Annotated in this window: 17 protein-coding genes; 13 read left to right on the top strand and 4 right to left on the bottom strand. The window is 64.1% G+C overall.

Going from position 1 to position 22,783, the window contains the following annotated elements:
• Nucleotides 1–39 precede the first annotated feature (39 nt).
• The 5 genes from ACXYMS_RS06730 (at nucleotide 40) to ACXYMS_RS06710 (ending at nucleotide 4,288) form a co-directional block, all read left to right on the top strand.
• Nucleotides 40–339, top strand: a complete 300-nt coding sequence (locus tag ACXYMS_RS06730; protein ID WP_458904828.1) for a hypothetical protein — start codon at nucleotides 40–42, stop codon at nucleotides 337–339.
• A gap of 27 nt (nucleotides 340–366) precedes the next feature.
• Nucleotides 367–1,026: a response regulator transcription factor gene (locus tag ACXYMS_RS06725; protein WP_458904826.1), complete on the top strand. Its 660-nt coding sequence runs from the start codon at nucleotides 367–369 to the stop codon at nucleotides 1,024–1,026.
• Between the two features lie 41 nt (nucleotides 1,027–1,067).
• Nucleotides 1,068–2,447 (top strand): sensor histidine kinase, encoded by a 1,380-nt coding sequence (locus tag ACXYMS_RS06720; protein ID WP_458904824.1) that lies wholly within the window; start codon nucleotides 1,068–1,070, stop codon nucleotides 2,445–2,447.
• A 62-nt stretch (nucleotides 2,448–2,509) separates the two neighbouring features.
• Complete coding sequence (locus ACXYMS_RS06715; protein WP_458904822.1) at nucleotides 2,510–2,986, top strand: hypothetical protein; 477 nt, start codon at nucleotides 2,510–2,512, stop codon at nucleotides 2,984–2,986.
• Nucleotides 2,987–3,070: 84 nt separating this feature from the next.
• Nucleotides 3,071–4,288, top strand: a complete 1,218-nt coding sequence (locus ACXYMS_RS06710; protein ID WP_458904821.1) for a hypothetical protein — start codon at nucleotides 3,071–3,073, stop codon at nucleotides 4,286–4,288.
• A 9-nt stretch (nucleotides 4,289–4,297) separates the two neighbouring features.
• Here ACXYMS_RS06710 and ACXYMS_RS06705 read toward each other — a convergent pair whose 3' ends face one another.
• Together ACXYMS_RS06705 and ACXYMS_RS06700 are read right to left on the bottom strand one after the other, a co-directional pair.
• On the bottom strand, nucleotides 4,298–6,274 hold the full coding sequence (locus ACXYMS_RS06705; RefSeq protein ID WP_458904819.1) for an FAD-dependent oxidoreductase: 1,977 nt from the start codon (nucleotides 6,272–6,274) through the stop codon (nucleotides 4,298–4,300).
• Entirely contained in the window at nucleotides 6,271–7,347 is a 1,077-nt protein-coding gene (locus ACXYMS_RS06700; protein ID WP_458904817.1) for an FAD-binding oxidoreductase/lyase, read from the bottom strand. The genes ACXYMS_RS06705 and ACXYMS_RS06700 overlap by 4 nt, the downstream gene beginning before the upstream one ends.
• 105 nt (nucleotides 7,348–7,452) lie before the next feature.
• Here ACXYMS_RS06700 and ccmI point away from each other — a divergent pair, with 105 nt between their 5' ends.
• From ccmI to ACXYMS_RS06660, 8 genes are all read left to right on the top strand, one after another.
• Nucleotides 7,453–8,565, top strand: coding sequence for a c-type cytochrome biogenesis protein CcmI (gene ccmI / locus ACXYMS_RS06695; protein ID WP_458904816.1), 1,113 nt, complete (start codon nucleotides 7,453–7,455; stop codon nucleotides 8,563–8,565).
• Nucleotides 8,562–9,038 carry a cytochrome c maturation protein CcmE gene (gene ccmE, locus ACXYMS_RS06690; RefSeq protein ID WP_458904814.1) on the top strand — a complete coding sequence of 159 codons (477 nt, stop codon included), beginning with the start codon at nucleotides 8,562–8,564 and terminating at the stop codon, nucleotides 9,036–9,038. The genes ccmI and ccmE overlap by 4 nt, the downstream gene beginning before the upstream one ends.
• Nucleotides 9,035–11,008, top strand: a complete 1,974-nt coding sequence (locus ACXYMS_RS06685; protein ID WP_458904813.1) for a heme lyase CcmF/NrfE family subunit — start codon at nucleotides 9,035–9,037, stop codon at nucleotides 11,006–11,008. The genes ccmE and ACXYMS_RS06685 overlap by 4 nt, the downstream gene beginning before the upstream one ends.
• Nucleotides 11,005–11,469 carry a cytochrome c-type biogenesis protein gene (locus ACXYMS_RS06680; protein WP_458904811.1) on the top strand — a complete coding sequence of 155 codons (465 nt, stop codon included), beginning with the start codon at nucleotides 11,005–11,007 and terminating at the stop codon, nucleotides 11,467–11,469. The genes ACXYMS_RS06685 and ACXYMS_RS06680 overlap by 4 nt, the downstream gene beginning before the upstream one ends.
• Nucleotides 11,470–11,592: 123 nt before the next feature.
• Entirely contained in the window at nucleotides 11,593–13,128 is a 1,536-nt protein-coding gene (locus ACXYMS_RS06675) for a Do family serine endopeptidase (protein WP_458904809.1), read from the top strand.
• 58 nt (nucleotides 13,129–13,186) lie between these two features.
• Nucleotides 13,187–13,858 (top strand): response regulator transcription factor, encoded by a 672-nt coding sequence (locus ACXYMS_RS06670; protein ID WP_458904808.1) that lies wholly within the window; start codon nucleotides 13,187–13,189, stop codon nucleotides 13,856–13,858.
• Nucleotides 13,859–13,861: 3 nt separating this feature from the next.
• Entirely contained in the window at nucleotides 13,862–15,289 is a 1,428-nt protein-coding gene (locus tag ACXYMS_RS06665) for a sensor histidine kinase (RefSeq protein ID WP_458904806.1), read from the top strand.
• Nucleotides 15,290–15,333: 44 nt separating this feature from the next.
• Nucleotides 15,334–18,213: a bifunctional [glutamine synthetase] adenylyltransferase/[glutamine synthetase]-adenylyl-L-tyrosine phosphorylase gene (locus ACXYMS_RS06660; RefSeq protein ID WP_458904804.1), complete on the top strand. Its 2,880-nt coding sequence runs from the start codon at nucleotides 15,334–15,336 to the stop codon at nucleotides 18,211–18,213.
• 4 nt (nucleotides 18,214–18,217) lie between these two features.
• On the opposite strand, the gene ACXYMS_RS06655 is transcribed toward ACXYMS_RS06660, so the two are convergent.
• Both ACXYMS_RS06655 and pepN read right to left on the bottom strand, forming a co-directional pair.
• Nucleotides 18,218–19,855 carry a sensor histidine kinase gene (locus tag ACXYMS_RS06655; RefSeq protein ID WP_458904802.1) on the bottom strand — a complete coding sequence of 546 codons (1,638 nt, stop codon included), beginning with the start codon at nucleotides 19,853–19,855 and terminating at the stop codon, nucleotides 18,218–18,220.
• A gap of 248 nt (nucleotides 19,856–20,103) precedes the next feature.
• Nucleotides 20,104–22,740, bottom strand: coding sequence for an aminopeptidase N (pepN, locus tag ACXYMS_RS06650; protein WP_458904801.1), 2,637 nt, complete (start codon nucleotides 22,738–22,740; stop codon nucleotides 20,104–20,106).
• Nucleotides 22,741–22,783: the final 43 nt, after the last annotated feature.

Below are 22,783 nucleotides of genomic sequence, written 5' to 3'. Positions count from 1 at the left end.
TTCATGTCCCATTCAGTTTCCAAACGCTATTGATCGGACATGAAAACGAACACCCCCAAACCCTCGGCCTCCATCACCCTTGCGCTGGCTCTCGCGCTTGCCCTGGCCAGCACTGGCGCAAGCCAGGCGCAGGCCTGTGTAGATAATTCAGCAGAAATACAGAAACTGATCAGCGAAGGGACTATAACCAATCAGTACGACGCGGTCGCTACCGCGGGCTATAGTGCCGACGAAGTGCTCAATTACCAATTGTGTGAGGATGGTGGTCGTTATGTCTGGATCATCGGCGTATTGAGCGCTGACGGTACTGCACAAAACCTGACTGTCAGTGCAGAATAGAGCAGTGGCGACCAAGGGGGGCGAGACATGCGAGTTCTGGTTGTTGAAGACGATACCAATCTCAATCGGCAGCTCAAGGATGCGCTGACCGAGGCGGGCTATGCGGTCGACGTGGCCTTCGATGGCGAGGAGGGGCACTTTCTCGGCGATACCGAGCCCTACGATACCATCATTCTCGATATCGGCCTGCCGCAGATGGATGGGCTCTCCGTATTGGAGGAATGGCGCCGCGCCGGCAAGACCACGCCGGTGCTGCTGCTGACGGCGCGTGATCGCTGGAGCGACAAGGTCCAGGGTATCGACGCCGGGGCCGACGACTATGTCGCCAAGCCCTTTCACATGGAAGAAGTTCTGGCGCGAGTGCGGGCCCTGGTACGCCGCGCCGCGGGCCATGCCAGCAATGAAATCGTCTGTGGCGCGGTACGGCTCGATGCGCGCTCGGGCAAGGTGACGGTAGATGGCCAATCGGTCAAACTCACCAGCCACGAATTGCGTCTGCTGAGCTATCTCATGCACCACAAGGGCAAGGTCATCTCCCGGACCGAGCTGACCGAGCACCTCTACGACCAGGACTTCGACCGGGACAGCAATACAATCGAAGTGTTTGTCGGGCGCCTGCGCAAAAAATTGCCGGAGGACTGCATCCAGACGGTGCGCGGGCTGGGTTACCAGATCATTGGCGGCTGAACTCCCGGGACAGACCATGGCTGACATGACCGGGCCCTGACATGCTGCGCAAGGGCTCCATCGCTGCGTCTTTGTTCTGGCTTTCCGCCGGCTGGCTGGTGTTGGCGCTGGTCACGACAGGCATTCTCCTCACGGACCTCTATTCGCGGGCGCTGGACAGCACGCTGACTGAAACGCTCGATTTTCATGTCGAGAGCCTTGTCGGGGCGTTGCTGGAAACCGGTGATCCGGAGGATCCCGATATCGCCCTGGCCGATCCGCGCTTCGAACGCCCGCGCTCCGGCTGGTACTGGATCATCCGGGATGGCGAGGGGGGGCTCGTCAATCTGTCGCCCTCGGTGGTCGGCATCGACCTCCCGGGCGTTGGGGCAGCGGCAGACCTTTTCGGTCGCAGCACCGAAGTCGTCAACGATCCCTTCGGCACGCAACTGCGCATCGTGGAACGCAATGTGACTTTGGACGAACAGAGCTACCGCATTACCGTGGCCGGCAATCTGACCGAAATCCTAGAACTGGTGTCGGGTTTCCGGGGCCAGACCTTCATAGTCCTGGGCGCGGTGGGCCTGATGCTGGCCTCAATGAGTGCCTTTGTGGCGCGCATCGCGCTCAGGCCGATTGCGCGGCTCAGTCGCGCCGTCGAATCTGTGCGCGAGGGCGACAGTGCCGAGGTTTCCGGTGTCTATCCCACCGAAATTGCGCCCTTGGCCGAGGAGGTCAACGAGCTGCTGCGCTCCAATACCCAGATCATCGAACGAGCCCGCAACCAAGTGGGAAACCTGGCTCATGGACTGAAGACGCCTATCGCGGTGCTGCGTAACGAGGCGCATGCCAAAAAGGGCGCCCTGGCCGACGTGGTGTCGTCCGAGACCGAGAAAATGAGCAACATGGTCACGACCTATCTCGAGAGGGCGCGGCTGGCGGCGCGGACCTCGGTGGTGGGCAAGAAGGCCGATGCCACCATGATCATGCTCAGGTTGACCCGCGTGATGCGCAAGATCCACCCCGACGTGACAATCGCCTTCCAGCGGCCCGATGCCTCGCTGCCCTGGTTCCGGGGCGATGAGTCCGACCTTGAGGAAATGGCCGGAAACCTGCTCGACAATGCCTGCAAATGGTCCAAAGGCCAGGTCGGTGTCCGGCTTTCGGGCGAACGCAGCGACAAGGGCACGCAATTGCTGGTCAGGATCGATGACAATGGTCCGGGCCTGAGCGAAGCGGACGCGCAAAAAGTGTTGCGCCGGGGCGTCAGGTTGGACGAGAAGACGCCAGGTACCGGGCTGGGACTGGATATTGTCAAGGAACTGGTCGATGTCTATGGCGGCAGCCTCGAGCTCAAGCGCTCGCAGCTCGGCGGACTGCGGGTGGAATTGCGGCTTCCAACGGCGCGGCTCGGGGGGCTGGTCCGGCCCCCGGCGAACTGACGCACTTTCGCCGCATTACGACCACAAGAACCAACTGACTGCATGCAGAGGCCAAAACGCTCATGAATCGCTTTTCGATCGCCGCCCTTCCGATCATCGCACTGGCCCTTGCGGGCTGTTCGAACACGGGTACGAGCTATGTCGCCCAGGCGCCCATGGTGACTCAACAACCGGCTATTGCCCAGCCTCTGGTGCCGACATCGGCCCAGAATGTACAGACGGCCAAGTTGACCACCAGCATCGCCAATGGTTTTGCCGACCCGGCAGCACTGGCGCTGATGACTGCCAAGGATTCCAACGAAGCCAACAGCGCCCAGTTCTATGCACTGCAATTCGGCCGCCCCGGCGCGCCGCGCCAATGGGCCGGCGACAAGGGCACGACCGGCTCGGTCGCGGTTGGCCCCTATGTCAGGGTCAACAATCTCGATTGCCGCGATTTTACCCACACGATCAAGATCGGTGGTACCGATTACGTGAAGAAGGGTACCGCCTGCCGCGAGCAGAACGGCGTCTGGAACGTCGTCCAGGGCACTGCATAACGATCACGATCGAGCGCGGGAAAAGGATTGTTTACCAAGCGCCTATAGGGTCGATATCGAATTCGCCCCTGGCCCGAAGAGTTTATGAACCAGCCCGCTCCAAGCAAAGAAGCTGCCGCGCCTCAGACTGCACGGGCCGCTGCCCGCAACGGCAGCGCCGCTCGCAAGCCGTTTTGCGGGCTGATTGACCCCGTTCTGGTCAATGAACCGGTGCCATTTGCGCTCACCGGATCGGTCAGTGTCGAAGCCGCCAATGCGGCTTGGGTGTGGGTCGTGCGCGACCTTTGCCCCAATTTGATTTCTTCCGATGGCGTCGCCAATGGCAATTTCCGCGCTGCCGATCTTGAACCGCTGATGAGCGATGTACTGGCGCGGATGAAGGCGGCCCTGGAAAAGGTCGATGCCGATACCGAGACATTGCGCCGCCTGCGGGCCCAGTTTGGACGCGAAAATGCGCGCGAGGAACTGGGCGTCATCGTGGCGGCGTTGCGCGCGCGCGCCCTGCTGCCCAAGGCGCAGGGCTTCGGTAAGGCCGTCAATACCATGAACGATGACGCGGCGCTCGGAACGGCGCTGCAGGCCATGCCCCTGCAGGACCCGCAACTGGCGGCCCTGCTGTTCCAGTCGGCGGTCGGTCAGGTTGCCAATCCCAGCCGGCTGGTTTCGACCGTGGTCAAGCTTTCGGGCAATGCCAGCGAAGTGGCCATCGCCCGCAACGGTTTCTCACCGCTGATCGATGCCATTCTGGGCCAGGCGCAGAACCAGCTTCGTCATCTGCAATTGACCGGCCCCTTCGCCGATACTGACCTGGTCTGCCGCAGCCTTGACCGCTTTCATCGGCTGGTCCGGTCGCTGAGCGGCTATATCGAATTTGCCCGTGGCAGCCGCACAACCCAGGTTCTGGCCACCATCACCAAGATGGTGTCCGACCGGGTCGAACCCCGCCTGAAGGAGGTCGTGACCGACCTCAACCAGGCCATGCGCCGCCCGCGCGAAGGCGTTGATCGCATCGACAATGACCGGCTGCTGGGCGCCATCAACGGCGTTTACCTGCTATCGGCAGTCCGGGATAGCCGCGATTCGCTGGCGCTCAATGCCGTGTTCGACCAGGCCTGGAGCCAGACGGGGCAGGCGCTAGAACTGCATATCCAGCGTAACCTCGATCTGATGCGCCAGAACCCGGGTGACGCGACAACCAGCGCCCGGCTCGATGCAGCCATCAAGATGGCGGAAATCCGCTTCAACGCCGAATATGCGGAAACGCTCAAGCGCGCCCGGGCGGCTGCCGAACGCCGGACCTGAGCGCACACCTCAGTTCGTCTTGGGCTCGATCCGGGCCAGCACAGCGCCCTTGTCCCGGATGATGACCGGAAGCCCCGCCGAAAGCGCCTGCGCGGTGACCAGGGCCAGTGCGCCCCTCTCGGTCTGGCGCAGGACGACGCCAATTGCGTCCAGCGGATGGTGCGCGTCCGAGCTGCGATAGATCAGCGCCCCCACTTCGAACCATCGCCCTTCGGCCGGAACCAGGCGAACAAGCGCCGCGCTGCGCCCGAACCGGCCATGTAGATAGGACGGTATCTCCTCGGCGTCCGTCACGTCGGGTGATTGGGGGAAAGCCGGGTCGGGCGTCACGGCGATGGGCACCAGTGCAACACGTTCCTGCGCCACGATGCCTGCTGCGGCCGGCGGGATCAGGCCCAAGTCGACGCCTGCTGCCACATCGCAGACGGCAAGGGACTGGGGGGCTTCGGAAAGAACCAGGAGACCAGTCTTGCGGCTGGGGCGGAAGGGCAGGGGCAATCGACGCGGCTGCGGCGCCGGGCGTTGCAACATGCCCAGACCGCCATCGAGATAAGCCGGAGCGGCCCCGGCAACCTGTTCGGAAAGGCTGGCCGGCGCATCGGGCGATTCATAGAGCGGATCGATGACCGGATCATCCACCGGCCGGCGGTCGCGGCCCAGCAATTGGTCAATGGCGTCGGCGCCGCTCTGGATGCAGCCGCGACGGGTAAAATATCCTGCCGCGCTGCCGGCGAGCGCAACGCCGTCGCACCTGCCGATGGCCTCCAGGCGCCCGTGGCCATGATGCAACTGGCTGGCGCCGCCCGCGACATGCCACAGGGTCAAGTCCGGTTGCCAGCCGCCGCAGACCAATAGCCGCTCGGTGACCATGACCGTCGCGTCCTTGGCGTCACTGTGCAGGGACAATGTGCCACCCGCCCTTGCAAGGCCGACCGAGGCCGGTGTGGTGCCGGGAGACTGCACGATGCCATAAGCGCGGGAAAATTCGATGAAGCGGGAAGCCGGCGAGAGGCGATTGTCGAGGATGCGCCCGATGGCGATCCCCGCGTCGCTGGCCAGCATGGCCAGGCGATAGGCAGGGCTGCTGGAGGTGGCGACGAGCGCGGCCCGACCCGGCCAGACCCCGTAGCGCGTCGCCAGCTCATAGGCATCGAGCGTGCCGATGACGCCGGGCAGGCGATTGCCGGAAAAGACCGGGAGGCGCTCCAGCGAGCCGGTGGCAAGCACGATGCGCGCCGCTTCAATGTCGACAACCTTCCCTTGGGCATTGCGGGACGACATGTCGACCTGATGTGCGCGGGCAAGGCCGGGCCGAATGGCGAAAACCCGTGTCGCCGTCAAAACGGTGATCGCCGGATTGGCGGCCACATCTGCCGCCAGATGCGCCATGCTGTCGTCCGGACCGTCTTCTCCGTCCTGCGTGCCGAAGAGACCCGAATTGCCGCCCAGATATGGACAGGCTTCCACCAGCACCACGGTCAACCCCGCCCTGGCTCCGGCCAGCGCTGCGGCAAGGCCCGCTACACCGCCCCCCACGACGAGCAAGTCGGCACTGGGGCCCTGGGCGCCTGCGCTCGTTCGCCATGGCCGGTCAAGCGCGTGCATGTCATCGAGCAGTAAGCCAAGGGTGCGGCCGGGCTGGAACAGGCGCCCCAGCGGGCCTGGGCGCTTGACGCCAAGGGTCACGTAGTCGGCGCCATCCTGTGCCAACGTCCGGGCCATCGGCAGGGCGCGCCTGGGATCACCTGCAAGGCTGGCATGGCTTATGGCCGGCGTCGCCCGGGGCACCAGGCCAACCGGACTGGACCGGAATTGCCCCAGCGTGTCGATGCCCGATGCCAGTGCGGCACTGAGGACGGTGTCTCCGGCAAATCCGGAGATGATGCGCCCGTCCAGCCGGAAGCGGAGGGGGTGGGCGCGATTGATTGCCGATCCTGCAAAGCCTTTGGCGGTGCCATCGGGAAGGCGGTTGATCTGTGGTCTCATGCCGGCAGTCCCGCAGAACCGGGCGCATAATCATCCACCGGCGCGGACTTGCCGGAACGATTGACCAGCCGCGCCTCGAACCAGGCAGCTTCGCCAGCGGACGCTTTTCCGGTCAGCCAGCGGCCCAAGGCCGGCGCGAGGAAGGCGCCAGCACAACCCAGCCCCGCCACCACATCCGCCCCGACGCCCGCTGCCCGCCCGAACACAGGCGCGCCATCAAGCGTCAGCAGCGCCTGGAACCCGGTCTGACCGGCCTGTTCCACCTGCCGCTCGCGGCCCAGCAAAGCCTGCACATGCGCCGAAAATCCGGCAAGATCACCCGGCCCGAAAGCCGCTATGCCGCCTTCCGCCTGCTGGATGAGGAAGGTGCCGGAGTTGAACTCGAGCATGACGCTGGCCGCCAGAGGCTGTGTCGGCGTGGTCAATATGCTGGCAAAGGGCAGGCGGCGCAGCAAGGGCGGCCATTGCCGCAAGGGCAGCCAATTCATCACCGCCTCATCATCGGCCAGGACCGCCTGGTGGGCCGAATAGGCTGTCCCGCCTGAAAGAACTTCGGTTCTTCCATCCGTCTCGATCGTGACCTTTTGCGGGGCAATACGCCGGACGCCGCCGCGGTCGAGCCAGCGCTTCAGCCCGGCTTCGAGAACCGGGCGATTGATGCGGACGGCGTCGCGCAGCACAGTTCCGCTCCGTCCCTCGCCGAGCACCGAAGGCGCGACCGCTTCGGCCGCGATGCCGAACCCCTGGGCCATATGCCGGATATGGGAAAGCGCCTCTATGTCACGCGGGCCCCTGGCAAAGAAAATTGGGTCATGGCGGCTCAGAGCCTGCCGCCCGGCAATTCGTGCCACGAGGCGCGTTGCCTCGGGCAGGCCCTGCGCCAACATGGCCCAGCTCTCCGGTCGCGTCATGGGCGCGACTGATAGATCGATGCCGCGCGGCAGTCGATATCTGGCCTGGCTTTCCCCCACCAGCAGGACTCTCCGGCCATGGCTGTGGGCCAGCACGCCCGCCAGCAGATGGGCAAGCGGCGTGGCACCGAAAACAGCAAAGTCGAACTCGGCCTCGCTCATGCGGCGATTGCACCCGCGACCACGAGACCCTGTGGCAATGCGTCCCTGTTTCCACGCGCTGTTTTGATGGTTTTTCGCCGCATTCGGCTTATAGAGGACCATGCCTTGCCGCGTCTGGCAGACAAGCGTTTGGGGCCCATGATTTTCTGGTCGATCGCCATAGCCGTTACCGCCATTGCCTGCGCCGCATTGTTTTATGCGGCGGCAGGTCGCACGGTCAACGCAGCGGGCCCTGATTTAGCCGATCCCAACGATCATTTTCACCTGCTTTTGGCCGGTATTGAGGCCGATGAACGCGCAGGCAAGCTCGATGCCGAACAGGCGCTGGCGGCACGCGGCGAATTGGCGCGTGAACTCCTGCGCAGTAAGGACGATTCGCGGGGTCGTGCCGGACCGGGTCTGGGGCGAGCGCCTCTGCTGATTGGCCTGGCAGCAATCGAAGTGATCGCGCTGGGCCTTTATGCTGTTTTGGGGCAACCGCAACTTCCAGCGCAACCCCTGGCCGAGCGGCCCGAACTGGTCGCGCGGAATATGGACCTGGGCGATGCCATTGCCCGGATTGAGGCGCAACTGGCACAGGCGCCCGACGATCTGCGCGGCTGGCAGGTCATCGCCCCCGCCTATATCGAACTCGGCCGCTATGCCGACGCCGCCAATGCCTATCGGCGGGTGATCGCCCTCTCCGAACCGACAGCTAATATTCAGGCCGACCTCGCCGAAGCGCTGCTGCTCGCCGCTGGTGGCCAGGGTTCGGAGGAAGCCATGGCCCTGCTGCGGACTGCTGCCGCGAGTGACGCCGACCACATCCGCTCAAGGCTCTATCTGGCTGCCGAACTGATGCGGGCCGGCGACTATGACGCGGCGGCCACCTGGTGGCAGCAGGCCATCGATCTTTCATCGGGCGATGAAGCGTGGCTGCAGGCGGCGCGGCAGGGGCTGGCCGTGGCGCTCAATGATGGTGTCGATACCACGGCCAGGCAGCAGGCCGAGATGATCGAGGGCATGGTCGGAGGGCTGGCCGAGCGCCTCTATGCCGAGGGCGGCAGCGTCGAGGAATGGACCCGGCTTGTGCGCTCCTATCTGGTGCTCAATGATCGCGACAATGCCCAGCGGGCTTTCGACGCAGCCGTGAGCGCCTATCCGGCCGCTTTCGACCGCGGTGACCTCGATACGCTGGCGCTGGGCGCGGGCCTGACGCTCAAGGGAGTTTCGCAATGACAATGCCGGCCAACGCCCGCCGCAAGGGCATGACCCGCAAGCAGAAGCGCCTCGCCGTCATCGCCGGCCTGGCCGTTGTGCTGGCCATTGCCATGGCGCTGGTTCTGACGGCGCTGCGCGACCAGATCGTCTTCTTCTATTCGCCCAGCGACGTGGTGGCTCGCGAGGTCGCGCCGGGCCAGCCGATCCGGCTTGGCGGGCTGGTCAAGGAGGGGACCTGGGTCCGCAAGGGTCAGGACAATATGTTCACCATCACCGATGGTGGTAGGGACATCGTGGCGCATTATACCGGCATCCTGCCCGATCTGTTCCGCGAGGGGCAGGGCGTGGTGGCCGAGGGCAGCATGGGCTCGGACGGAAGTTTCGAGGCCAGCAATGTGCTGGCCAAGCATGACGAGAACTACATTCCCAAGGAAGTCGTAGAGGCGCTGAAGGCCCAAGGCGAGTGGCGCCCGGAGACGGGCGGCCAGTGACCATCGAACTCGGACATTTCGCGCTCATCCTCGCCTTCGCCATCGCGCTGGTCTCGGCTATTGGCGGCCTGGTTCTGTGGCGACGGGGCGAGCGGCTGGCGGCAGCGCTGGCACAGGCGTCGATCCTGCAATTCGTGCTGGTGGCGCTGGCGTTCATGGCCGTCGTGCAGGCCTTCGTCACCTCGGATTTCAGCCTGGCGCTGGCGGCCAATCATTCCCACTCGCTCAAGCCGCTGATCTTCAAGATCTCCGGGGTCTGGGGCAATCACGAAGGCTCGATGCTGCTCTGGGTGCTGATCCTGGTGCTGTTCGGCGCGCTTGTTGCGGCTTTCGGGCGGCGTCTGCCGGCTGATCTCAGCAACCTGGTGCTGGGCACGCAAAGCCTGCTGACGGCCGCCTTTGCAGGCTTCACGCTTTTTACGTCGAACCCTTTCGCGCGGCTGTCTCCGGCGCCGCTGGAGGGCAATGACCTCAACCCGGTCCTCCAGGACATTGGTCTCGCCATTCATCCGCCCCTGCTCTATGCGGGCTATGTCGGCTTCTCGATCTGCTTTTCCTTCGCCATTGCCGCGCTGGTCTCTGGCCGCATTGACCAGGCCTGGGCACGCTGGGTGCGCCCCTGGACCATGCTGAGCTGGACGTTCCTGACCCTTGGTATCGCCATGGGGTCCTATTGGGCCTATTACGAGTTGGGCTGGGGCGGGTGGTGGTTCTGGGACCCGGTGGAAAATGCCAGCTTCATGCCCTGGCTGGCCGGCACGGCGCTATTGCATTCGGCCCTGGTGATGGAAAAGCGCAATGCGCTCAAGATCTGGACCATCTTTCTTGCCATCATCACCTTTTCGCTCTCGCTTCTGGGCACCTTCCTCGTGCGCTCGGGCATCCTCACCTCGGTCCATACCTTTGCCAGCGATCCTACGCGCGGACTGGTCATCCTCACCATGCTGGCGCTGCTGATCGGTGGCGCCTTCCTGCTCTTTGCCATCCGCTCGCCCTCCTTGCGGCAGGGCGGGCTCTTTGCCCCGATCAGCCGCGAAGGTGCGCTGATCCTCAACAATCTGTTCCTGGCCACTGCCGTCGGTGCGGTGCTGGTGGGCACGCTTTATCCCCTCCTGCTCGATGCCCTTACCGGCACGACCATCTCCGTCGGCGCGCCTTTCTTCAATTTCACCTTCGGGGCGCTGATGGCGCCGCTGCTGCTGGTGCTGCCCTTCGGGCCGTTACTGGCGTGGAAGCGGGCGGACCTCGTGGCGGCGGGGCAGCGGCTGATGGGCTTTGCCGCCTTGTCGATATTCCTTGCCATCCTCATCTCGGCCCTGGGCGGGGTGTCCATCTCCATGGTGCCAATTGGCCTCCTGCTCGGCTTCTGGGTGACATTTGGCGCTATCGCCGAACTCATCGAGCGCAGTCGTCTGGGTCGTATTCCGCTGGGCGACAGTCTCAGGCGGCTGGCCGGCCTGCCGCGCAGCATCTGGTCGACTGCCATCGGCCATATGGGCATGGGCCTGACCGTGCTCGGTATTGTCGCTGTCTCTGCCTGGGAAACCGAACTGGTGACCACGCTCAATCCGGGTGAGACCGCCGAGCTCGCGGGTTATGCCATCGTCTTTGACAGTTTCGAGCAGGTTCACGGCGCCAATTATCTGGCTGATACCGGCGCGTTCACCGTAACCGGTCCGGGCGGTGGCACGGCGACCCTTCATGCCGAGCGGCGGACCTACGTCGCCAGCGGCATGCCCACCACCGAAGCCGCGATCCAAACCTACGGGCTGTCGCAGCTCTACATCCAACTGGGTGAGCCCCTCGACGGCACTCACGTCATCCGGGTCTGGCACAAGCCCTATATCCTGCTGATCTGGATCGGCGCGCTGGCCATGGCCGGGGCAGGAGCGCTGTCGCTGACCGATCGCCGCCTGCGGCTCGGCGCGCCCCAACCGGCCCGCAAGGCAGTGCCGGAGGCCGCCCAATGAGAGTGCGCGCGCTGATCCTCTGTCTGGTCTTGTCCATCGCGTCGCCGGTCCTGGCTGTCGGACCGGATGAGATCCTGCCCGACCCCTTGCTGGAACAACGGGCCCGCGAGATCTCGTCCGGATTGCGATGCCTGGTCTGCCAGAATCAGTCCATCGACGACAGCGACGCCGACCTGGCGCGCGACCTGCGCGTTCTGGTGCGCGAACGGCTGGTGGCGGGCGACAGCAATGCCGAGGTCGAGCAATATGTCGTCGATCGCTATGGCGAATATGTTCTGCTCAATCCGCGCTTGGGCGCGCACACGATCCTGCTCTGGGCCGCGGCGCCGTTGTTGCTGCTGATCGGGCTTGGCGCCTTGTTCATCGCCCGGCGGCGCAACCTCGCGAGTCCGGCGCCCGGACTGACGCCGGAGGAGCAAGCGGCCCTCGCAGAGCTTGAACGAAGCCCCGGTGCGCCATAGGCCGCCACAATCCCGCCTGCAACATTGCCAAAGCTTAATCTTCGCGCAACTTCATAGAAAGGCGCGCCGTTCCATATGTATCGCCACAAGCTGTTGAGAGCTTAACGAAGGAGATACGTTCCCATGCGTTCGACTGTTCTTTCGCGCACCCGTCGTTGGCTAGGCGCCTCTGCCCTGGCCCTTCTGGTTGGTGCCGGCGGTGTGTCCACCGCCTTTGTATTCACCGGCCAGGCTGCAAATGCCCAGCTCCAGAATGCCGCGCAGATCGTGGTGCCGCAAACCTCGGTACAGCAGGGCTTCGCCGACCTGGTCGAGGCGGTGAAGCCCGCCGTTGTGTCCATTCTTGTCGAAGCCGAAGCGCCCGGCCGCACCGTCCAGCGCGGCGGCCGCGATTTCGATTTCGAGTTCAACTTCCCCGACCTGCCCGAAGATCACCCCTTCCGTGACTTTTTCGACCAGTTCGGCGGCGCTCCCGGCCCGCGTGTTCCGGGCGATGATGCCCGTCCGCGCCAGTTCATGGCTGCCGGCTCCGGCTTCATCATCTCCCAGGACGGTTATGTGGTCACCAATAACCACGTCGTCTCCGATGCCACCAAGGTGACCGTCGTCTTCGAGGACGGCTCCGAACAGGTGGCCGAGATTGTCGGCACGGATGAACGCACCGACCTGGCCGTTCTTAAGATTGAGGGCGAGGACCTGCCCTTCGTTACCTTCGAGAGTGACGAAGAGCCAAGCCGCGTCGGCGACTGGGTGGTTGCCGTTGGCAATCCCTTCGGTCTAGGCGGCACTGTGACCGTCGGTGTCATCTCCGGCGCCGGCCGCGACATTGGCGGCTCGAACTATGGTGACTTCCTGCAGATCGACGCGGCGGTGAACACCGGCAATTCCGGTGGCCCGGCCTTCAATACCGAGGGTGAAGTGGTCGGCGTCAATACCGCCATCTATTCGCCCAATGGCGGCAATGTCGGCATCGCCTTTGCCATTCCGGCCCGCACGGTCAAGCAGATCGTCGACCAGTTGATCGATGACGGCACGGTCACCCGCGGCTATCTCGGCGTTTCCATCCAGGATGTCTCCAAGGACATCGCCGACAGCGTCGGCCTGTCCAATGCCCGCGGCGCCATCGTGCGCGAGCCGACCGAAGACGGTCCGGCCGGTGCTGCCGGCGTCCAGTCCGGTGACATCATCCTAGAGGTCGATGGCGAGCAGATCGACGACGCCCTTGATCTCAGCCGCACCATTGCCAGCAAGTCGCCCGACTCCACGGTCGAGCTGACCATCTGGCGGGACGGCGCCGAGACTTCGGTTTCGGTCCAGCTTCAGCAGCTTGATGAGACCGCTGTTGCCGAGACGCCCGAACAGCCGGCTCCGCCCGAAGCCCTGCCGGAAGCCGCCACCAGCCTGGGCATGACCCTGGTGCCCAATGGTGATGGTTCGGCTGGCCTGCTGATCCAGAATGTCGATGGCGATAGCGAGGCTGCCACGCGCGGCCTGGCGACCGGCGACGTCATTCTCGAGGTCGACAACAAGCCGGTTTCGGCACCGGCTGACTTCGATGCGGCTCTCGAGGCTGTGCGCGACCGTGGGCTGAACACTGTTCTCATCAAGGTCGCCCGCGACGGCGAGTCCCGCTTCATCGGCTTGCCGATCAGCGAGTAGTGCGTATCGGCCCCGGGGCATTGCTCCGGGGCCATTTCAATCCTGCGGAGCGTCAGCCGTGAAAATTTTGCTCATCGAAGACGATCGTGAGGCGGCGAGCTACCTCATCCAGGCCCTCGACGAGGCCGGCCATGTGACCCACCATGCGGCGGATGGCGAAACCGGCTACGCCATGGCCTCGGGCATGGACTATGATGTACTGATCGTTGACCGCATGCTGCCGCGCCGCGATGGCCTTTCCATCGTCGAAAGCCTGCGCGCCGAAGACGACAAAACTCCCGTGCTCATTCTCTCTGCCCTGGGCGAGGTCGATGACCGCGTGACAGGCCTGCGCGCAGGTGGCGATGATTATCTCACCAAGCCCTACGCCTTCACCGAGCTGCTGGCGCGGGTCGAAGTACTGGCCCGCCGCTCAAGCCCCGCCGAGGCCGCAACCAGCTATTCGGTCGGCGGGCTGTCGCTCGATCGCCTTAGCCGCAAGGTCGAGCGCGATGGCGAGAACATCCTGCTGCAGCCGCGAGAGTTCCGGCTGCTCGAATATCTGATGAAGAATGCCGGCAAGGTGGTGACGCGTACCATGCTGCTCGAAAATGTCTGGGACTACCACTTCGATCCTCAAACCAATGTCATCGATGTGCACATGTCGCGCCTCCGGTCCAAGATCGACAAGGGCCACGCCAATCCGCTGCTGCACACGGTGCGCGGCGCCGGCTACATGATCCGGGAGTAGGCCGTGAGCCGCTTTGCCCAGGTCTGGCGTACCTCCACTGTTCGCCTCACCGCCACCTTCATCGCCATATTCGTGGTCTTCGCGATCCTGCTCATGGCCTTTATCGGTTGGCAGTCCAGCGTGCAGATCCAGCGCCAGCAGACCGACGATATCGACCGCGAAATCCGCCTGTTCCAGCGCATCGAGGCCAATCAGGGCATTCGCGCTCTGGCCTTTGCTGTCAATCGCCTCTCCACCCAGCCCGGCCCCGGCATCTATTTCCTGGGCGACGCCTCCGGCCTCTACCTACTTGGCAATGTCACCGATGTCCCGCCCGAGGTGGTCATCTCCCCCGGAGTCTACAGCTTTGACTATGAACGACCCAATCCGCTGGGAGAGGACGCGTCGGGCGAGGAAACCCTCGAGGACAGGCCCGGCCGCCAGCGCCAGGGCGTGGCGGTTGTCCGCTCTATCGAGCTGGGCAACGGCATGCGGCTGGTTGTCGGCCGCGACGTGGTCGAGCGCCGCGGCTACTCCGCCATCATCCTCCAGAGCTTCCTCTTTGGCGTGCTGGGGATCATCCTGTTCTCGGTAATTGCCGGCGGCATCACCGCGCGGCGCGTGCTGCGACGCATCGATACCATCCAGCACACCTCCACCAAGATCATGTCAGGCAACTTGTCCGAGCGCGTGCCGGTGACCAGCCGCAATGACGAATTCGATGCCCTGGCCACCAATCTCAACGCCATGCTTGACCGCATCGAGCAATTGCTGCAGGGCCTCAAGGAAGTCACCGACAATGTCGCCCACGATCTCAAGACCCCGCTGACCCGGCTGCGCAACCAGGCAGAGGCCGCCCTGCGCGATACGGCCAGCGAGGAGACACGGGAAAAGGCGCTGGAAACGGTCATTGCCGAGAGCGACCGCCTGATCCAGACCTTCAATGCCTTGCTGATGATCGCCCGCGCCGAAGCAGGCGCCCCGTCTGGCGCCCTGTCGGAGATCGATGTCAGCGAAATCGTCGCCGATGTTGCCGAGCTCTATGGCCCGGTGGCCGAAGATGCCGGCATCACCGTCGAAACCAGCGTCGAGCCGGGCGTGACCCTCAATGCCAATCGCGAACTCGTCGGTCAGGCCATGGTGAACCTGCTCGAAAACGCCGTGAAATATGCCCGGTCCGATGACGGCAGCCCTGGGCGGATTGCCGTCGAACTGCGCCGCCAGGACGGACAGGTGCGGATCGCGGTCGCCGATAATGGTCCCGGCATCCCCGAAACAGACCGTAAGCGGGTGCTGGAGCGTTTCGCTCGCCTTGAAAAGAGCCGTTCCGAGCCGGGTTCCGGCCTCGGCCTTTCGCTGGTCAATGCCGTGGCACGCCTGCATGGCGGCGATTTCCGCATCGAGGACAATCGACCCGGCGTGCGGGCGGTGATCGAGCTGCCGGACAGCTGACGCCACGCCTTGCGAGGGCGGTGGGGCCGGGGTATGCCTCAAAAATGAGCACCATCCTGTCGCCCCTGCCACCCATTGATCACCCGCAATTCGACACAGCACTGGCAGACTTGCCGGACAGCAGCGCCGCAGGCCTGCGAGCGGCAGCGCCGGTCCTCGGTCCCCTCCTGGAAGCGGCGCCCTATCTGCGCGACCTGACACGGCAACATGCCGACTGGCTGGTCGAGGCGCTCGAAACTGGTCCTGACACCGCCTTTGCGGCCCTGCTCGGAGCCGTAGCCCATGCAGGGCGCCAGGAAGACGAGGTCAGCGTCGCCACCATGTTGCGTGCCGCCAAGGGACGCACCGCGCTGCTGGCGGCAGTGGCTGAAACCGGCGGCGCCTGGAGCACCGCGCGGGCGACCGAGGCCCTGTCGGACCTGGCCGATGCGGCGCTGGAAGCGGCGCTCGACCTCCTGATGCGGCAGGCCTTTGAGAAGGGGCAACTGGCCATGTCCGCCGAGAGCGCCACGGCCGCCAATTCGGGCCTCGCCATCTTCGCCCTCGGCAAGCATGGCGGGCGCGAACTCAACTATTCCTCCGATATCGACATCGTCGCCTTTTTCGATCCGCAAAAGCCGGTTCTGGCCGATCCGTCCGAGGCGACGAAAATCTACTCGCGCATGGTACAAAAACTGGTCGGCCTGATGGAGGACCGGCAGGTCGGCGGCTATGTCTTTCGAACCGATCTGCGCCTGCGGCCGGACCCCGGCTCGACCCCGGTAGCCATCTCCTTTGACGCGGCACTGGCCTATTACGAAGTGCGCGGCCAGAACTGGGAACGTGCCGCCTGGATCAAGGCGCGACCCTGCGCCGGCGACATGACAGTGGGCGAAGCCTTTATCCGCGAACTGGCGCCCTATGTCTGGCGCAAGCATCTCGATTTCGCCACCATTGCCGATATCCAGGCGATGAAGCGCCAGATCAATGTTTCCAAGAAAGTCGGCGATATCCGGGTCGAGGGTCATAACGTCAAACTGGGGCGCGGCGGCATCCGCGAGATCGAGTTCTTTGCCCAGACCCAGCAATTGATCGCAGGCGGGCGCGACAAGACCCTTCGCGTCCGGCCCACCGCGCAGGCGCTGGCAGCCCTGGCGCAGGCAGACTGGATCGCCCCCCGAACGGCCGAGGAGATGACGGAAACTTATTGGTTTTTGCGCGCCGTCGAGAACCGATTGCAAATGCTGCGTGACGAGCAGACCCACATCATGCCCGACACCGCCGAGGAGGTGGCCATAATCGGCAGGCTCATGGGAGAACCGGATCGCGCCGTCTTCGAGCGCAGATATCGTGACGCGCTGGAACGGGTGGCACGCTACTATGCCGAGCTCTTCACCCAGGGCGAGACCCTTGGTTCGGGCGAGGGCAACCTGGTCTTTACCGGTAGCGACGACGATCCGGAGACGCTGGAAACCCTGACGGTGATGGGCTTTGCCGATGCGCACAAGGCCATCGGGACGGTGCGCAAATGGCACTATGGCAGCTATGCCGCTACCCGCACTTCGGCAGCTCGCGCCCACCTGACCGAATTGCTGCCGGCCTTGCTGTTGACCCTCGGGCGCGCCGGCAATGCCGACGCGGCCCTGGCTCATTTCGACGATTTCCTCTCGCGCCTCCCGGGAGGGGTCCAGCTGTTTGCATTGCTGCGCAACCACGAACAGTTGCGCACGCTTCTCGTTCAGTTCATGGCCTCGGCACCGCGCATGGCCGAGGCGGTCATACACCGTGCCCATGTCATGGACGGACTCATCGATCCGGCCTTTGCCAATGATGTTACCCATCGCGATGTGCTGGTGGCCAAAGTCGACGCCTTCCTTGCTGATGCGCGCTCTTATGAAGACCTGATCGACCGCGCCCGCATCATCGGGCAGGAGCAGAAATTCCTCGTCGCGGCCGGTCTCCTCTCGGGTACGGTGACAGCGCAAGGGGCAGGGGAGCAGTTTACCGCCTTGGCCGAGACCCTGCTGCATCGGCTCTTCGATCAGGTGCAGGAAGAATTCGCCATCCGCCACGGACGCATCGGAGATGCAGAAGTGGCGCTGCTCGCTTTCGGCAAGATGGCCAGCGGCGAAATGACGTTCACATCCGATCTCGATTTCATCCTGCTCTATGACGCGCCCGATACCGAATCCGATGGCGAACGCCAGCTCTCGACGCCGCATTATTTCGCCCGCCTGACCCAGCGCCTGGTCGCCGCAGTGTCTGCGCCAACCGCGGAGGGTGTGCTCTATGAGGCCGATATGCGACTGCGCCCCTCCGGCAATTCCGGGCCGCTGGCTACCAGCCTTGGCGGTTTCCGCGCTTATCACAAGGACAATGCCTGGACCTGGGAGCACCTTGCGCTGAGCCGGGCCCGCGTCATCGCCGCCACCGGCAATCTCGGCGCCAAGGTGGATGGTGAAATCGCCGAGGTCATGTCCCGCCCCCGCGATGTCGCCAAGACCATCGAGGATGTGGTCTCCATGCGGGCGTTAATGGCCAGGGAGCGCAAGCCCCGCCATGCCTTCGACCTCAAGCTCGCCAATGGTGGCCTGGTCGATCTCGAATTCATTGCCCAGTCGGCGCAATTGGTAGCGGGGGCGCACATTGCCTTGCCCCAGGCCCCGACTGCACGGGTTCTGGCGCGAATTGGTGAAATCGGTCTGGTACCATCCGGTCAGCGCCTGGCGGAAATCCATTCCGTCTATTCGACGGTATTGCAGGTGATGAGTTCTGCGCTGGTCAGCCCGTTCAAGGAAGAGGCGTGGACGCCCGCATTCAAGGACCTCCTGGCGCATCTGTCTAATTACCCGGATATCGGCCGGTTGGAACTGGATGTCGCGCAGATGCAGGTGGAGGTACAGGCCGCAGTCGCCGACTGGTACGCGCGGGCGGCGGGATTGTAGCGCTTTAGGCCGCGATCAGGCCCGCTGCGGCCGGATCGATGGGCAGCGATATGGCGACGGTGGTGCCCAATGATGGACTGGAGTCGATGGCCATGTGCCCGCCGCTCAACTCGGCTATCGCTCGCGCAATTGAGATGCCGAGGCCCGGGCCGACCCCATTGCGGGCAAAGCTGGCATCGCCAAGAGCGAACGGCTGGCTGAGGCTGGCGAGGCGCTCTTCATTCATGCCCACTCCGGTGTCGCTGACCTCGATGACCACGCCGTCATCGGCGGCAAAGCTTGCCAGCGTCACCTGTCCGCCCTCGCTGGTGAACCGCATGGCATTGTCCATGATATTGCCCACCATGCGGATCAGTCCCAGCCGGTCGCCGCGCAACACCGCACCGGTGCCGGCCCCGATGTCGAGGGTGATACCGGCACGCTGTGCCTGGCCGCGGAAGCGCTGGGCCACGGCCGCCAGAACCTCGTCGAGCAGGACCGGGTCCCGCCGAAGCGCCTTGCTGCCGTTCTCCAGCTCTGCCAGATCGAGAATGGCGGCGAAGGAAGCCAGCAATTGTTCCCCGGAGGACTTGATGGTCTCGACATATTCCGAATAGCGCTGGTCGCCCAGGGGGCCATAGGTCTGGTGCTGCATCAGGTCGGCAAAGCCGATGATGTGGTTGAGCGGGGTGCGGATATCGTGGCTGAGATGGGCGAGAAAATTGGTCTTGGCGCGGCTGGCGGCTTCAGCCTTGAGCTTTTCCTCATGATAGCGCCGCGCCAGGAGGCGCTGATCATCGCGGATGGCATGCAGCAGCGCATCGGTGCGCTTGGTTTCGGTAATGTCGGACACCAGTGTCATGAAGGCGCCGTCACCCAGGGGTCGCTCGTCGATCTGGAGGCAGGTGCCGTCTTCGCAGTGCAATTCCAGCAGGCGGTGGCTGCTGTCGTCCCGCACCAGCTTCATATAGCCCCCTGAAATCAGTCGGCTGACGGCCTGGTGATAGGTGAGCTTGGTGTCGTCGAGATCGAGGCGGCGGCGATACTGGTCATTGCAGACGATCAACTGGCCCTTGTCGGTCCAGCAGGCTACGCCCATCGGGATCGCGGCGGCCAGTTGGCTGTAATTGTCCCGTTGCGACCGGTCCGGCATGCCCGGGCGGCGGCGGCGTGTCGATGCCAGTGTCAGCAGCGCTGCCAGTGCGAAGGCTGTCGCGCCGCGACCGGCTACGCCCGCCAGGGTGCCGGTCGGGCCTGCACTCACCGTGACCGCTCCGTGCGGGCCCGCTGCGACTACCGTCGACAACAGTGTGTCAGGGCTCTCATTGGCGCCCGTGAGGCTGGCCTGGGCGACGCCGTCAAACAGGTGTTCGGAGTGCTCGATTGTGGCCTGCGCGTCCAGTGGTGAGCGCGTGGCGATGTCGGCGGCCAGCATGTCGCCAATTACGGCGAGGTCGCGGCGCACCCCGGTAAAGGTGTGGGTGGCGTCATAGGCCACGAAGAGGCTGGCGGCGAGAAAAGCGGTGGCTGCGACGGCGGCACTGGTGCGCGAAAAGCACCAGAAGGATGCGATGGATTTATGCGGCTTCAGGCGAGATTGTGATTTTCCTGTGCCGACGCGGAATCCAAGTGCGCCGGCGCCGGATGCCCCCGACGACCGCATGAATTTCTCCATCCATTGAAGGGGTTTAGCCCCAGACCGAACTTGCCCTTAACTAGGTATGAATCAGGTCGCCTCGCCTTGTCCAGAGCGCCTTGAGGGGCAAAATCGGGTGAAATGGAAAAAGCAGAGTCGGCTGAATCACTTAGCGGTGAAGAAAAAAACTTCCAAAAATTGGCAGCCCGGCGTCCGTTATGGACAGGGCCCGGGAATGGCCGTCGCCACCCCCGGAACCCCGTAGCCTGAGACCCTTAGCCGGCCAGGATCCGGTCGAGGATTTCCCCGACATTGCGGCTGAGTCGGTGCTGGTCCTTGAGCGCCCGGAGCGCATTGACGCCCACCTCCCGGCGGCTGGCCTCCAAGGTCGGCAGGATGCGGAAGCCGGTCAGGATGCGCGAGGCCACCTGTGGGTTCACCTTATCGATTTCCGCCACCGCCTCGGTGATGAAGCGGAAGCCCAGCCCGTCGGTGCGGGTGAACTGCACCGGGTTGGTCATGACGAAGCTGCCCAATAGCGAGCGCAGACGATTGGGGTTGGTCTTGGGGAAGTCCGGCGCCGCTAGCGTCGCGCGCATCCGCTCGATGACGCCCTCGTCACTGGCCTGGGCCGAGGCGGTGAGCCACTTGTCGAACACCAATGGATCGCCGGCAAAGCGGGTGCGGAAGTCACCCAGCAGAGCAGGGGCCTCGTCGGTCCAGTTGCGCGCCGAAATGGCCATGGCCGCATAGCGGTCGGTCATGTTGGTGGCGCTGTTATATTGGCTGGCGGCGAGGGCCGCACCGCGATCCGAGCCGGCCGTGAGCAGTCCCAGCAATCCATTCCGCAGCGAGCGGCTACCGGACTGGGCGGCGTCGGGGCTATAAGGCTCGGAAACCGCCAGGGACTGGTAGATGGCCGCCAGCTTTTCGGCCACCGGTGCCACCAGCGCCGTCAGCAATTCCTTGCGGGCGGCAGCGACCGCATCGGGGTTCACATCCCGGCCGATATGGCGACCAACGACCGTGTCGGCGGGAATATCGATGACCTGGGCCTTGAAGGCATCGTCGAGATCGGGATTTTCGAGCGCGTCCAGCAGGGCCTGCCGCAGCGCGTCGACTTCGTCGCCCGACCATTTGGTGCCTAGCGCCGCATTGGCGATCAGCGTTGTCGATGCCGTCTGCAAGGCGTCCCAGCGATTGAACGGATCGCTGTCATGGCGGGCGAGGAACAGCAGGTCCTCCTGCCCGAGGCCAGACGAAACCTTGACCGGCGCCGAGAAACCGCGGAATAGCGACGGGACCGGCTTGTTGGCAACACCCGTAAAGGTCAGGGTGACGCTATCGCTGTCGAGCACGATCAGGTCATCGTTGATCGTACCACCGGAAACACCGCTCCAGCCCATTGGGCTGCCATTGGGGCCAATCAGCCCGAAGCGGACGGGGATCAGCAGCGGCTTCTTGGTCGCTTCGCCCGGGGTCGGGTCGACCTTCTGGCTCAAGGTCAGCGTATAGGTCTGGTTCTTGGCGTCGTAGCTATCGGAAACGCTGACCTGCGGCGTGCCGGCCTGCAGATACCAGGTGGCGAACTGGCTGAGGTCGCGGCCGCTGGCATCCTCGAACACCTTGATGAAGGCCTCGATGGTCGTTGCGTCACCGTCATGGCGCTCGAAATAGAGGTCCATGGCCTTGCGGAATCCGTCTTCGCCGAGAAGCGTTGCCAGCATGCGCACGATTTCGGCGCCCTTCTCATAGACCGTTGTCGTATAGAAATTGTTGATCTCGCGGAAGCTGTCCGGGCGGGGCGGATGAGCCAGCGGGCCGCCATCCTCGGGGAACTGGCTGGTCCTCAGATTCTGCACGTCATGGATACGCTGCACCGGGCGGCTGCGCTCGTCCGAGGTGAATTCCTGGTCGCGGAAGACGGTCAGGCCTTCCTTGAGGCAGAGCTGGAACCAGTCGCGGCAGGTGACGCGATTGCCGCTCCAGTTGTGGAAATATTCGTGGGCAATGACCCGCTCGATGCCGTGGTAATTAGCATCGGTCGCGGCCTCTGGCTTGGCGAAGACCAGTCGGTCATTGAAGATGTTGAGCCCCTTGTTCTCCATCGCTCCGAAATTGAAATCGGAGACGGCGACGATATTGAAAACGTCCAGGTCATATTCGCGGCCGAAGCGGCGCTCGTCCCAGGCCATGGAGCGCTTGAGGCTGTCCATGGCATAGAGGCATTCGCTCTCCTTGCCGTGGGTGCAATAGATGCCGAGGTCCACTTTGCGGCCGCTCATGGTGGTGAAGCTGTCGGTGATCGAGCCCAGGTCGCCGGCCACAAGCGCGAAGAGATAGGCGGGCTTGAGAAACGGGTCTTCCCATACGGCGTAGTGTATGCCCTCGCCTGCATCACCCTGGTCGACGAGATTGCCATTGGCCAGCAGCACCGGCGCCACAGCGCGCGGCGCGCTCATGCGCACCTTGAACGGCGCCAGCACATCGGGGCGGTCGAGATAATAGGTGATACGACGGAAGCCCTCCGGCTCACACTGGGTGCACCAAGTGCCGCTGGAGCGGTAGAGGCCCATCAGCTTGGTATTGGAAGCCGGGTTCAGCGTGACTTCGGTTTCGAGCACGAAGCGGCGATGCGGCGGCTCCACCAGCGTCAGGCTGTTGGCGTCGCTCGCATAGGCCGACAGTACCAGCGGCGCACCATCCACGGCAATGGAGTCGAGCTTGAGTTCATCGCCATCCAGCACCAGTGGCGTGCCCGGCGCGGTCTGCTCGCGCGGCTCGATGGTCAGTTGCGCCCGCACCCTTGTGCTGTCCTCGCCAATCTTGAAGTCGAGCTCTACTGACACGATCCGGTAGGGGGTCGGGGCATAGTCCTTGAGGTAGATGGTCTGTTCGCTTTCGGTGCGCATGAAGCGGTCCAATTGTCTTGGTGTTCTGGCTATGGGTGTGGCC

The organism is Devosia sp. CAU 1758, assembly GCF_054482695.1.
The sequence above is the reverse complement of the archived record's forward strand: the minus strand, read 5'-3'. Positions and strand labels throughout refer to the sequence as shown.